The organism is Pseudoalteromonas sp. Angola-4, assembly GCF_028599265.1.
GTDB lineage: Bacteria > Pseudomonadota > Gammaproteobacteria > Enterobacterales > Alteromonadaceae > Pseudoalteromonas > Pseudoalteromonas atlantica.
Map to the genome: position 1 here is coordinate 339,479 of NZ_JAQREK010000002.1, position 13,614 is coordinate 353,092.

Consider the following 13,614-nt stretch of genomic DNA (forward strand, 5'->3'; position numbering starts at 1 on the left):
GGAATGCCTTGTGGCTACTAAAAAACAAATTTTATTACCAGTCGCGGTTTTAGCAGCCGGGATTGCACTCGCTTTTGGCCTTTCAGCCATGAAAACGCCACCAGAAGAAAAACCAGAGCAAGACACTCGCCCACTTGTTGCTGCGCAAAACGTAAACATTGATGCAATAACGCTCGATGTTAAATCGTACGGCGTAGTAAAACCTAAAGACCGTACAGAGCTGGTTGCACAAGTAAGCGGGCAAGTTATTTCAGTAGCCGAACAATTTGTTGAAGGCGCGTTTGTAAAGCAAGGCGATATTTTAGCACGAATTGATCCAAATGATTACGAGGCTGATTTAATTGAGGCCGAAGCAGGCCTTGCCCAAGCAAGTTCAGCACTTGAAATAGAACGCGCGCAAGCTCACGTAGCTAAAGCCGAATGGGAACGTATTAAATCAGACTCAAGCGATGCAATTGCTTCGGAGCTTTATTTACGTAAACCACAACTTGCAGAAAAAATGGCAAACTTTCGCTCTGCCCAAGCCCGTGTAAAACGCACTAAACGTAATTTAGAACGCACGTACATTAAAGCTCCTTACGACGCTATAATAAACCAACGCACCATTAGCTTAGGCTCAGTGGTTAGTGCGGGTAGCAAGTTTGGCGAGCTAAGCGCTACCTCTGTTGCAGAGGTGCGTTTACCGGTTGCAGATAAAGAGCTGCAATACCTAGATAACGGCGGTATTGGCGCATTGGTTACGCTTAACGCTGAATTTGCCGGCAAGCAAACAACCTGGCAAGCCAAGGTTGTACGAAGTGAAGGTGTGGTAGATCAAACCAGCCGTATGAGCTATTTAGTTGCTCAGTTACCAACTCCGTACGCTGATAACACCAAACCACTGCGCTTTGGCTCTTATATAAATGCCACCATAAAAGGCCGCGCGCTTGATAACGCGATTATAGTGCCTCACCATTTAGTTAAAAATAATAAAATTGCTATTTTAAACGACGATCACACCCTGAGTTTTAAAACGCTTAATATTGTACGTGAACAAAACGGTATGGTGATTGCAGACCAAGGCTTAAACAGTGGTGAGCAACTTATTACCTCTGCCCTTGAATACCCAACAGAAGGCATGGCGGTTAAGCTAGAAGGCACTGAGCCTAAAAGCGATGTTACTCAATTAGCACTTAAAGAGGATACACCATGAGTACCTCAGAAAAAGGCTTAATTGCTTGGTTTGCACGTAATCCAGTGGCGGCAAACCTCATCATGATTTTTATACTTATTGGCGGGCTATTAACGGCGCTGACAATTCGTAAACAGGCATTCCCTCAGTTTGAAAGTAACTGGGTGAGTATTCAAGCGGTATACCCAGGCGCAGCCCCACAAGAGGTTGAAGAAGGTATAACCATAAAAATTGAAGAAAACCTTGAGGGTACCGAGGGTATAAAACGTTTAATCACTTACTCTAACCGAGGTTATGCGCAAGCGTGGGTAGAAATAGAAGAAAAATACGACCTACAAGAAGCCCTAGACGAAATAAAAGCACAAGTTGATTCTATCAATACCTTTCCGGCAGGAATGGAGCGCCCCGTTATTCAACGTGAAAAATTTCAGCAAGAGGTGATGATCCTCGCGCTTTATGGCGACATGAGTTACTACCAGCTTAAAGAGCTAGGTAACGACATAAAAGATGAACTACTCGCCTTGCCTGGCGTTAATTTAGTCGACTTTTACAGTGGCCTAGATTACGAAATAGGCATAGAGATAAGCCCCGACAAACTACGTGAATATGGCCTAACTTTTAGAGATGTTTCAAGTGCAGTGCAAAATTTTTCTACCAATATGTCGGCAGGGCAAATTCGCTCTGACACTGGCTATATTTCAATGCGTGTTGAAAAACAAGCCTACCGTGGTGGTGAATTTGCAAAGCTTCCGCTTATAACGCTTGCCGATGGCGCACAGATTAACTTAGGCGATGTAGCAACGATTAATGATGGCTTTGAAGAAGGCTTACTTTACTCTAAATATAACGGTAAAAACTCACTCACGTTTGAAGTAGATGCCTCAAAAGATCAAGACATTACCGATGTAGCTAAAATTCTTAAAGGCTACATGGCAGAAACACAATCGAAGCTTCCACAAGGCGTAAAGCTCTCCCCTATTGTTGATTTAACTTACTACCTTGAAGGTCGACTCGATATGATGATCGACAACATGGTATGGGGCGGTATTTTAGTAATGATAGTGCTGGCACTGTTTTTACCGCTGCGTTTAGCTTTTTGGGTAATGATGGGCTTACCGGTGTCTTTTCTAGGTGCCTTTTTGTTTATGCCAATTGGCTTTTTAGACATCACCATAAACATGGTGTCGTTATTTGCCTTTATTATTGTTCTCGGCATTGTGGTCGACGATGCCATAGTTGTGGGTGAGTCTGCCAGTGCCGAAATAGAAAAACACGGCCATAGCCTTGATAATGTTATTCGCGGAGTTAAGCGCGTTGCAATGCCTGCCACTTTTGGGGTTTTAACCACTATCGCGGCGTTTTTACCGCAAGCTATGGCATCGGGCCCAGGCGCTGCGTTTTCTAAAGCCATTGGTGTGGTTATTATATTGTGTTTGATTTTCTCGCTGATTGAATCAAAGCTAATATTACCTGCGCATATTGCAGCCATGAACCCACGTAAACCTAACCCTAAAAACCCATTACATAAACTGCGTAATGTGGTTGATAGTGGCTTAAAACATTTTGTACAAAACTATTACACGCCTTTTATAGGCCATTGTATACATTATCGTTATACCGTAATTATTGGCTTTTTATGTATATTAATAGTCAGTGCAGGTATGTTTGCAGGCGGCTTAGTTAAGTTTGTGCCTAACCCTAAAATACCGCATGATTTTCCGCGTATTACGCTTGAAATGAACCTGGCCTCTTCGGAGCAAGCCACCCTTGAAACGGCCCGTAAAATAGAAGATGTATTACTCAAAGTAGATAAAGAGCTTGAAGAGCAATACGGCCAAAGCATGATCCGCGATTTATCGGTAAGCTTACGTGGGCGTACTCAAGCAAACATTATGGCTATTTTAGTAGAGCCACACTTGCGCCCTATCGACACCTTTGCATTAAGCACCCTGTGGCGCGAACAAATGCCCCCGCTTCCAGGTGTTAAAACGCTTAATATTCAAGATAATATTTTTAGCGGCGGACGTGATGACGGCGACGTAAGCTTTAGGCTACAAGGCAAAGATGCCGATGAGCTAAAAGAAGTAGCCGGTAAATTAAAAGCTAAACTACAAAGCATGGAAGGTGTAGGCGATGTAAACGACTCACTGCAAAGTGCCACCGACGAAGTACAGCTAGATTTAAAACCACTAGCCTACAGTATGGGACTTACACTTGCCGACGTTGCATCGCAAGTAAGCTTTAGTTACTACGGGTTAGAAGCACAGCGTATTTTACGCGAAGGCGAAGAAATTAAAGTAATGATACGCTACCCAGAAAGTGAGCGTAACTCAATTAGCAACATTCAAAATGCGCGTATTATTACGCCAACCGGCGCAGAAGTACCGTTAAGCGAAGTAGCCGAAGTTAGGCTAGTAGATGGTGTAAACCGTATTCGCCGTGAAAATTCAAACCGTACTGTTAATGTGTGGGCAGCAGTAAATACTGACCAAGTTGAGCCGTTTGCTATTGCACAAGAAATTCGCGATACCTATTTACCTTCACTGCTTAAAAGCTACCCAGGCGTTAAAAGTAATGTGGCTGGGCGCGTACAAGAAGAAATGGACAGCGCCGATGAGCAGTTACGCGACTTTGCTATATCGCTGATGATTATATTTGCCTTATTGGCCATTCCGCTTCGCTCTTACTCGCAGCCGCTTATTATTATGTCGGTTATTCCATTTGGTGTAGTAGGTGCAATGTTTGGTCACGTAATATTAGGTATGACCATGAGCGGGCTGTCTATGTTTGGCATTATTGCGGTAGCGGGCATAGTCGTAAACGACTCACTCGTAATGGTTGATTTTGTAAATAAAGCACGCGCAGAAGGCATGGCCGTAAAACAAGCCGTTATGCAAGCCGGTGCAAAGCGCTTTAGAGCTATATTGCTTACCTCAATCACTACATTTATTGGGGTAATGCCAATTATTATGGAAACCAGCTTACAGGCTAAAATAGTTATTCCTATGGCGGTATCGCTGGCCTTTGGTGTGCTATTTGCCACAGTAATTACTTTAATACTTATACCTTGCCAATACGTAGCATTAGAAGACGCTAAGCGCCTTACCCGTAAGCTACTTGGTAAATCGCAACCTATAAGTATTCAACCGGCCCCCACTGCCAAATAATTAAAGTTTCTCTCCCAACCATTAAAGCTCGGCCTAATACGCCGAGCTTTTTATTGCCTAAATATTGCGCTGCATTATTAATAGTTTTTATAAAGTGTTTCAAATAAATTATGGGTAATTATTTTAATTATATCAGCGTATTATGCGCCCTCAATTTAAAGCATCGCTAACGCATTATAATTTTATTGCTTAGCATTAAGCTCACACCGCAATGGTTTTGAGCCGCTTGTCAGTTAAGTGCCCTCCACTTAGCTCTAATAACGAGGGCGTGTTGACCTTTGGCGTTTGAATTTGCAGCAGTATGTTTGGTTTTTAGGCAAGGCAGAGCCTATGAAGTGTGGTTACTCCCCATAAATGGGCGATAACGTAGCATAAATGCCAAACATACGCTGCCCTTTGGGTTCTGCCTAGGGGCGATAAACTCTTTGTTGCCTACATGGATGTAGGTAAGGGGCGTGAGCAGGACGCGGAAGCTTTGCTCGGTTTTTACTTATTCTTACAGGGATGTAAGTCATTAGAATAACGCAGGAGCAGTTATCGAGCCCACTAGGTTACAAACCTCGCGCCGCGATTTGATCGCCCCTAGATTGAACAAATCTCAATCCGCAAAGATCAACACGCCCTATACACGTAAATTTAAAACACCTAAACATACTGCTATCCGCTTAAAGCGCTATGGCATCTAGTTTATTTATGCACCCTAAGGAACCCTATGTTTGATTTAATAAGCAAACGCAGCGCTAATTTAAAAAATGATGTATTAGCCGGCTTAACCGCTATGCTTACGCTCATTCCCGAAGCCGTTGCGTTTACCTTTGTAGCGGGAATTGACCCAATGATGGGGCTTTATGGCTCGTTTTTTGTTGGCTTTATTACCGCCGTGTTTGGCGGCCGCCCTGGTATGATTTCGGGTGCTGCTGGCTCTATGGCTGTAGTCACCACCGCCTTTATTATGTTTGGGCTAGAGTACTTGCTGGCCGCCGTGGTATTAACCGGTGTGCTGCAAGTTGTGTTTGGCGCTTTTAAAATGGGCAAATTTATTAGGCTGTTACCTCACCCTGTAATGCTTGGCTTTGTAAATGGCTTAGCTATTGTGATTGGTATGGCGCAATTTGGCCAATTTAAAGAAAACGTTCGCGTAGTTTACGATAAGCAACACGATATGTTTACCTACGCAGGCGATTGGATGCAACTAACCAGCCCAGCTATGCTTACCATGATGGGGCTAATTGCGTTAACCATGGCAATTGTGTATTTTTTACCGCGCTATACTAAAGCAATTCCTGCCCCTCTTGCTGCAATAGCAGTATGTACAGCGCTGGTCACCTTAACGCCACTTGAGTCAAAACTTGTTAGCGATGTTGTGCACACGCAGCGTACTTCAATGATTGAAAAAGAGATCATTACTGAAAACTTTGCAGCTATAAAAAATCAAGTACCTCATGGGCAATACAGCGAAGTGGCGCAAAATATTGCGCTTGAGCGCCCAACCGATGCGCAAATTACGGCTAAATGGCAAGAAAACGAAGCGCAAAAAGTAGCTGAGGGCTTAAAAGAAACCATCGACCCACTTGATGGCAGTTTAAAAGGTGCATTACCGAGTTTTCACTTTCCGCAAATTAGTTGGGATTTAACCAATAGCGACTCGCTTGATGCACTTATTACCGTGCTCATGCTTGCGCTTATTTTGTCATCTGTGGGGCTAATAGAAACCCTTATGACGCTTTCGCTTATTGATGAAATAACACAAACCCGCGGCCAAGGTAATCGTGAGTCGGTAGCGCAAGGTTCGGGCAATATTTTAAGCGGTTTATTTGGTGGCATGTGTGGCTGCGCCATGATTGGCCAAAGCATGGTCTGTTTAAACTCAGGCGGCCGAGGGCGTGCAGCAGGTATTGCTACCGCTTTATTTATGCTGGTATTTATTTTGTTTTTTCCAAGCTTAATTGAAATGATACCGGTGGCATCTTTAATTGGCGTTATGTTTATGGTGGTTATTGCTACGTTTGAGTGGTCATCTTTGCGCTTATTTGGCCGTGTTCCAAAGTCTGAAATATTTATCATTATTGTGGTATCTACCGTTACCGTATTGCTCGATTTAGCCGTAGCCGTAGGCATAGGTATTGTTATTTCTGCCTTGGTTTATGCATGGAACTCTGCAAAAGAAATCCGTATTAAATGCAGTGATGAATCGCAAAGCAAAGAAACCTACCAAGTAACGGGTAATCTATTTTTTGGCTCAATAACCTCGTTTAAAGAAGGGTTTAATCCACATAACGACCCACAAAATGTGTGTATAGATTTTGCCAATGCCAGAGTGTGCGACCAATCAGGTATTGAAGCCATACATGGTTTAAGTGAGCGTTATAAAGCATTAGATAAAACGTTGTATTTGCGCCATTTGAGCCCAGAGTCTGCCAAGTTATTACAAAAAGCCGGTGATTTAGTTGAGGTTAACATTGTTGAAGACCCTAAATACCCTGTAGCCAACGACGCTATGGCGTAACACGTCACTTAGATAACTCACTAAAAAAGCTCGGAATTTCCCGAGCTTTTTATTTTTAAGTCAATTGTTTAAATTATTTTAAGCTGGTAAGTTAGGCACGTATATGGACACCCCCACATAAAAGGATGTAACTATGCCTCTTGTACAACTTATTCTATTTATTGTTTTTGCTGTGTTAACCACACTTGGTTTAAAAAGAATAACCGTAACTTAATGCTATTTGGCTTCATTGCTATATCGTTCACATTTGTAGGGCTCGACTTTTTGATAGGCGTAGATGAAGGGAAGTCAGGCATTAATTAATCAAAAAATTTTAGCTTGAAAATTAAAGGGACTTTAATGCGCTTATACATACTGATTATTTCTTTAGTTATTTTTTTAAGTGGGTGCCAGAGCTATATTGCTTATCAAATAACTAAGCCTCCGCAGAAAGTTCTCCCTAAAGAATTTGAGAGCTCTATCGCTTTATCTGGAGTACAAACCCATTACTGTAGCAGCGAAGTAGATTGTCTTGATTTTAGGTTTATCTCACCTAAGGATATCGAAAGCTACCTACTCGATGGTAATACACTTTCGCTAAGTTTGATTGTTGAAGGAAGCACTGAAGATGAGGTTTTTGAATACCAACTTACTTCAGATAATTTATCAAACAACCAAAATAGCGGGCTTTTAATCATCTTTCCGGGGTATGGCGTAGACAGCTTGATTTACACCATGCAAGCAAGATGGCTTAGCCATGTCACTGGAAAAAATGTGATAGTGATGCCTGCAAGTAATCAATACGAGAAGTTTAGATTTGGCTTAAACTCGCTTGATGTGCTAGTCAATTATGTAAATAAAGAAAACTACACTGATATTTCCTTAATTAGTTACTCAATGGGCGCAATTGCGGGAGTTGAGTTGGCATCTAAGCTGAACATTAGTAAGCATATACTTTATGCCCCAATGATTAATTTTGAGGCCGCACTAACCACAATTGCTAACTTATCACACCCTATTTATAGCAAACTATTAGGCGATGATTATTTAAATGAAGTCGCGGCTAAGATAATTGAAAAAAGTGAAGTACCTCTTACTAAACTCGACATATTAAATAATCTAAATAAGACCCCGCATGCTAGGCAAACTTACATCTTTTCAAGTAATGCAGACAAAGTGAGTCCATATAATAGGTTGCTTACTCTTGACAACTCAAAAGTGAGCATGTATGAGGTAAAAGATTTAAATCACATTGAAATGGTTTCTTTAATTTCCACACAACAAAGGAATGTGCTCCTTTCCTTGCTTGATGGATAACTTTGCCAACATTCCTAATAATTGAGAAAAATATTGCTCGTTTTTTATCCCTAATACGTTATGGTATTTAAATAATAAATATACATAATAAAGTTAAGGAGCAGCCATGAATACCCCGCAATCAGATCATATCCCGCAAGAAGCCTTTGATTGGTACGACGAATACGCCCACGGTTTAATGGACCGACGTACATTTATGAAAAAACTAGGTGGGTTAGCTGCACTTGGTTTTTCAATGAGCGTACTAACCAGTGCCCTGTTACCTAATTATGCGTTTGCAGAGCAAGTATCATTTAACGATGATGATATTAAAGCCACCTACGAAGAATTTGATTCGCCAAACGGGCATGGTAAAGGCAAAGGCTACTTAGCTGTACCTAGCAAAATTGAAGGTAAACTGCCGGTTGTATTAGTTATTCACGAAAACCGTGGTTTAAACCCATATATTAAAGATGTAGCAAGGCGCTTAGCCAAAAAAGGCTTTATTGCCTTTGCACCCGACGCACTCTTTGCGCTTGGTGGCTACCCGGGCAATGACGATGAAGGCCGCGCCATGCAAAAAACCATGGACAGAGCTAAAATTCAAAACGATTTTGTAGCTGGGGCTCACTTTTTAAAAAATCATTCTAATAGTAACGGCAAACTGGGAGCTGTAGGCTTTTGTTTTGGTGGTTATATTGTTAATTACTTAGCGGCGGTTGAGAGTGGCTTACTGAGCGCGGGCGTGCCCTTTTATGGCACACCTGCCAGTGAGTCACTGCACAAAAATATTAAAGCGCCTTTAATGATTCAATTAGGTGAGCTTGATAAACGCGTTAACGCTACATGGCCTGATTATGAAAAAAGCTTAAAAGCTAACAATGTTGAGTACATTATGCACATGTACGAAGGCGCTAATCATGGTTTTCATAACGACTCTACTGGGCGTTATGATGAGCAAAAAGCAGAACTTGCTTGGCAGCGTACCTTAGCGTTTTTTAATGAAAAACTAAGTTAATAATAAGGTAATGCCACCAGCTTAAAATGGGTGGCATTTTTTAAGTTAATTGAGCTCTGTAATGTGTAGAAGCTCACCAGATGGTCCCCATAAATAAATCACTTTACCCCACGGCTCTTGTTTTATCCCTTCAAAGCGAATATCAAAGTGAGTTAACTTACTAATAGTGTTAAAGGCTTCGTATATATTTAATACACACACTTGCAGCATTAAATTTTCAGCAAATTCTTGGTTGTAGTAACGCTTAATACCAATCGACTTAAATATTTAATCATTCTAACGTGCTAAATAGAGCGCTAACAGCGTTATAAATTTCTTATGTAGAACAACTACATGACGATATTTATGCCTTGTTATCACGCTATTTATCTGCCGCTATAAATGCCTAATAACTTAACACGATTGGTATAAAAACAAACTACATTCACCTGATGTTGCAATACTTAAATCAGCTGATGCAGGCTCAATAGTAAAGCCATGCGCCTGATAAAAGTCGCACGATTGCTGATAATTTTTACACGGCACAAACACTCTAATAACATCAACTTGCATTATCAGTCCTTCATTAGCCAAGCACGCTTTTATCAATAATCCCTTTTGCAATAAGGGCTTTTAAAATACCGGCGCTTTTTTCTCTAAAGGCATCGCGAAGTAAGCGCACCGCCGGAGTGATTGACTGCCTACTTGGGCACACCAACCAAAGCTCTGTAGGCGTGGGTTTAAAGTTTGGCATAACACTTATGACATTACCGGCAAGTAATTCATTAGACATATCTAAGCACGATTTAACCGCCAGCCCCTTGCCCGACACACACCAGCGCCTTACTAAATCGCCATCGTTAGCCGCATGGCCACCGTGCAATTTTACTTTAAACTCTTCGCTGGCATCGCTAAATACCCATACATCTTTAATTATATCTTGCAGTTGATAAAACAGCCCTTTATGTTCTGTTAAATCATGTGGATGAGCAGGCGTGCCATGTGTATCAAGGTAGCTTTGTGCTGCGCATAAAATACGCGGTACATCGCAAATTTTAAAACCGTACATGCTGGCATCGTTAGGTTTACCATAACGCAGTGCAATGTCGACCGAGTCACGATAAAAGTCGATATTACTGTCGCTTATATTGGCGCGCAAGCTGAGCTGAGTGTGGGTTTGCATGAACTCGTCAAGCCAGGGGATCACAATGTTGCGCCCTAAATCAGAAGAAAGCGCAATACGCAGCTCACCATCAATTATATCGTCATCGCTTTTAAGTGTATTTTTGGCTTGTTCAAGCATTGCCAATGCTTGCTGGCATTGCGGAATGTAACGCTCGCCGGCTGCAGAAAGCCTTAAATGGCGAGTGGTGCGTATAAATAGTTCAAAACCTAAAGCCTGCTCTACCCTTTTAACAGCAGCACTTGCTGTGGCGGTGCGCATATCTAAATTTGATGCTGCAGCAGTAATACTTTTAAACTCTGCCACTTTTAAAATTACCTGTAAGTCTTCTAAAAGCATTGTGTTTTAATCCATTATCAACTTAATAATTTAATTATTATTTTTGGCAAAATTAAGCGCTTTAGGTTTGCTTACAGTGTATTGAGCAATCAAAAAGTGATTTATTGTCTATTTATATTTGACAATGCTTATCTATTGCGCGGTTTATCAATATAAAGGCAAATATTACACTGTACCCAACAGCTAGTCACTAACCACTATTTATTAAATTAGGACAATCTTTAAGGCGTTTATTAGTAAACCCAGCTTTTGGGCAGTAATAGTATGTTTAAAAAGAAAATTTGTTTAAAGCAATCGCTCGCTTTATCAATTGACTAATATTATTTGATAAAGATTCAATTATTACCCTATTTATCGCATAAAAATTCTCACCTATTATTCACCTCAACGAAAGCGAAGTCATTTAGGCTATTTAAATCGCTTTACTCTATTTTTTAGCATAACGGGTATCACAGTATGAAACGATTAAAAACCACCTTAGCAATAGCAACCCTGTCATTAGCCGCAAGTGCTTTTTCAAGCGCCTATGCAGCAGACGTTGGCCCTCTTGAAACGGTGACTACTTTTAATAAATATCGCGGCGCAGGTATAACTATAACACCTGCAGGGCGAATGATTGTAAGCATGCACCCGCTTGATGCACCAAAAACGCGAGTAGTTGAAATTATGGCAAACGGTGCTCAACAACCTTTCCCTAGCGAAGATTGGGCTGACGGCCCCGAGCTTGGCAAAGTTGGCCTTGCAGCCGTCATTGGCGTACATAGCGACAGCAAAGGTGTGGTGTGGATTTTAGACATGGGCAGCGAGCAAGTAGCCCCAAAACTAATTGCCTGGGACAGCGTTGCCAATACCTTAGTTAATACCATTGAATTAAATAAAGACGCTGTACTTGATAACTCGTTTTTACAAGACTTTGTTATTGATGAACGTAACGACAAAATTTACATTGCCGATATGTCTTTTGGTAACTTTATGGGCGCCACTAAACCTGCGTTTATTGTTGTTGATTTAAAAACCGGCGAATCAACGCGTGTACTTGAGGGCAATGCTAAGCTAATGCCAGAGGAACGCGATATTGTCATCGAAGCCTCTCCTGTTGCGTCTAAATCAGCAAAAGGTGAAACAACAAACCTACGTTTTGGTTTAAACCCAATTACCATTGATGATAAAAATGAATGGGTATACTTTGGCGCATTTACAGGCACAAGTGTTTACCGTATTCCGGCAAAAACGCTCGCTGATAGCACGTATTCAGATGCTAAAAAAGCAAAAAGCATTGAAGTGTTTGGCCCTAAAAACCCAAGCGATGGCATGACCTACGCGCCAGGTGGCGGTATTTTAGTAACCGACCTTGAAAACAATGCCATTGGCTTAACGACTAAAGGCCACTACGAAATAATTGTTCAAGACAAACGATTATCATGGCCTGATAGCCTAGCAGTGAGCAATGGTTGGATTTATGTAACACAAGATCAGCTCCACCAGCACCCTGCATTTAGCCAAGGCTTTGGTAATGCAAAACCACCTTACGTATTAACGCGTTTTCGCTTTAATCAAAAATAATTAATTATTTTTATAAGCCAGCCATCCCCGCTGGCTTTTTAGGAGTTAAGTTATGCTACTCGACACCCCTATTTGTGACTTTGGCTGGCAAGCGCCCAACTTTACGTTAAAAACCCCGCAAGGCGAGCCTTTTACCTTAGCCGACAACCTAGGCGAAAATGCCTTGTTAATCATGTTTATTTGTAACCATTGCCCTTATGTGCAACGTATTGCAAGGCGCTTAAGCGAAGATACCGCGTTATTAATAAACGAAGGTATAAATGTGTTAGCTATTATGTCGAACGACTATAAAAGCGTCCCTGCTGACTCCCCAGCTAATATGGAAAAATTTGCTAAGCAGCACGGCTTTTTGTTTCCCTACCTTGTTGATGAAAACCAACGCGTAGGCAAACAGTATGGCGCGGTTTGCACGCCTGATTTTTTTGGTTTCAATAAACATGGGGCACTGCAATACCGTGGCCGCTTAGACGATGCAAAAATGAATGACGATGCACATCGCACTCCTGAGTTAGTTAATGCCATGCGCCAAATTGCGGCCACAGGCAAAGGTCCTGAGCAGCAAACACCCAGCATGGGCTGCTCTATAAAATGGAGTAATTCATTATGAGTACAGTACATTTAAAATTGGGCGTAACCGATTTATCGTTTCACCATGTTACGGCCTCTTTAGTGAGCCATGTTTTAACTGATATGGGCTTTAACGTTGAGCGTATTTATGCGCCGCATCAAGATAACTTTAAAAACCTTAAATCTGGTGAAGTAGATTTACTCGCCTCAGCATGGCTACCTTCAAGCCACGGTATTTATAAAGCCGATGTTGAACAAGTTATGCCACTCGTTGAGCTTGGCTTACATTATGAGCCTTATGCACACTGGGGCGTACCAGATTACGTACCGCAAAGTGCAGTGAACGAAATTAGTGATTTGTTAAAACCAGATGTGCTTTCAAAAATGCAAAAAACAATTCAGGGCATTAATGCCGGTGCTGGTATTACCCGTTTTTCTATTAATATGATGAAAGAATATGGGCTGACGAGCGCAGGATATGAGTTTTTAACCGGCACAGAGCATGACTGTTTTAGCGCGTTTGAAAACGCCGTCGCCACCCAAACCTGGTGCGTAGTGCCGTTATGGAAACCACAATTTTTGCATTACAAGCACACAATACGTGAGCTTAAAGAACCACAAGGGTTACTTGGCGTTGTTGATAGAGCTGTTTTACTCCTACGAGAAGATAAACAAGCGCTGTTTAACCAAGCACAGTTAAACACCCTTGATAAATTACGCTTTTCAAATGAGATCATTGCCGAGCTTGACTATAAAGTATGCAAAAACTTACAACCTCTCGATGACGTAACGCGTAATTGGCTCAATAACAATCCAATTAAAAAGTAATTTGTGCTTTGTTTTTTT

At 41.6% G+C, this 13,614-nt stretch carries 11 protein-coding genes; 8 read left to right on the forward strand and 3 right to left on the reverse strand.

Features of this window, described 5'->3' with window-relative positions:
• Window positions 1-10 precede the first annotated feature (10 nt).
• From PSH48_RS03990 to PSH48_RS04010, 5 genes are all read left to right on the forward strand, one after another.
• Entirely contained in the window at window positions 11-1,192 is a 1,182-nt protein-coding gene (locus PSH48_RS03990) for an efflux RND transporter periplasmic adaptor subunit (protein WP_004588902.1), read from the forward strand.
• On the forward strand, window positions 1,189-4,338 hold the full coding sequence (locus PSH48_RS03995; RefSeq protein ID WP_273588391.1) for an efflux RND transporter permease subunit: 3,150 nt from the start codon (window positions 1,189-1,191) through the stop codon (window positions 4,336-4,338). Before PSH48_RS03990 ends, PSH48_RS03995 begins: the two co-directional genes overlap by 4 nt.
• A 712-nt stretch (window positions 4,339-5,050) precedes the next feature.
• The gene (locus PSH48_RS04000) at window positions 5,051-6,844 is read left to right on the forward strand and encodes a SulP family inorganic anion transporter (protein ID WP_273610945.1); all 1,794 of its coding nucleotides are present in this window, start codon (window positions 5,051-5,053) and stop codon (window positions 6,842-6,844) included.
• Window positions 6,845-7,183: 339 nt separating this feature from the next.
• Window positions 7,184-8,140, forward strand: a complete 957-nt coding sequence (locus tag PSH48_RS04005) for an alpha/beta hydrolase (protein ID WP_273610946.1) — start codon at window positions 7,184-7,186, stop codon at window positions 8,138-8,140.
• Between the two features lie 106 nt (window positions 8,141-8,246).
• The gene (locus PSH48_RS04010) at window positions 8,247-9,137 is read left to right on the forward strand and encodes a dienelactone hydrolase family protein (protein ID WP_126007467.1); all 891 of its coding nucleotides are present in this window, start codon (window positions 8,247-8,249) and stop codon (window positions 9,135-9,137) included.
• Between the two features lie 45 nt (window positions 9,138-9,182).
• Here the strand turns inward: PSH48_RS04010 and PSH48_RS04015 are convergent, their stop codons facing one another.
• The 3 genes from PSH48_RS04015 to PSH48_RS04025 form a co-directional block, all read right to left on the reverse strand.
• On the reverse strand, window positions 9,183-9,347 hold the full coding sequence (locus PSH48_RS04015; RefSeq protein ID WP_223230616.1) for a hypothetical protein: 165 nt from the start codon (window positions 9,345-9,347) through the stop codon (window positions 9,183-9,185).
• Window positions 9,348-9,530: 183 nt separating this feature from the next.
• The gene (locus tag PSH48_RS04020) at window positions 9,531-9,689 is read right to left on the reverse strand and encodes a hypothetical protein (RefSeq protein WP_273610947.1); all 159 of its coding nucleotides are present in this window, start codon (window positions 9,687-9,689) and stop codon (window positions 9,531-9,533) included.
• Between the two features lie 13 nt (window positions 9,690-9,702).
• Window positions 9,703-10,638 carry a LysR family transcriptional regulator gene (locus PSH48_RS04025; protein ID WP_055255044.1) on the reverse strand — a complete coding sequence of 312 codons (936 nt, stop codon included), beginning with the start codon at window positions 10,636-10,638 and terminating at the stop codon, window positions 9,703-9,705.
• A 456-nt stretch (window positions 10,639-11,094) separates the two neighbouring features.
• Between PSH48_RS04025 and PSH48_RS04030 the strand changes: the two genes are divergently transcribed.
• The 3 genes from PSH48_RS04030 to PSH48_RS04040 are packed head-to-tail and all read left to right on the forward strand — an operon-like array spanning window position 11,095 to window position 13,596.
• Window positions 11,095-12,201: an L-dopachrome tautomerase-related protein gene (locus tag PSH48_RS04030; protein ID WP_138578693.1), complete on the forward strand. Its 1,107-nt coding sequence runs from the start codon at window positions 11,095-11,097 to the stop codon at window positions 12,199-12,201.
• A 52-nt stretch (window positions 12,202-12,253) separates the two neighbouring features.
• Window positions 12,254-12,808 (forward strand): thioredoxin family protein, encoded by a 555-nt coding sequence (locus tag PSH48_RS04035; RefSeq protein ID WP_096041521.1) that lies wholly within the window; start codon window positions 12,254-12,256, stop codon window positions 12,806-12,808.
• Window positions 12,805-13,596, forward strand: coding sequence for a glycine betaine ABC transporter substrate-binding protein (locus PSH48_RS04040; RefSeq protein WP_264390743.1), 792 nt, complete (start codon window positions 12,805-12,807; stop codon window positions 13,594-13,596). Before PSH48_RS04035 ends, PSH48_RS04040 begins: the two co-directional genes overlap by 4 nt.
• Window positions 13,597-13,614: the final 18 nt, after the last annotated feature.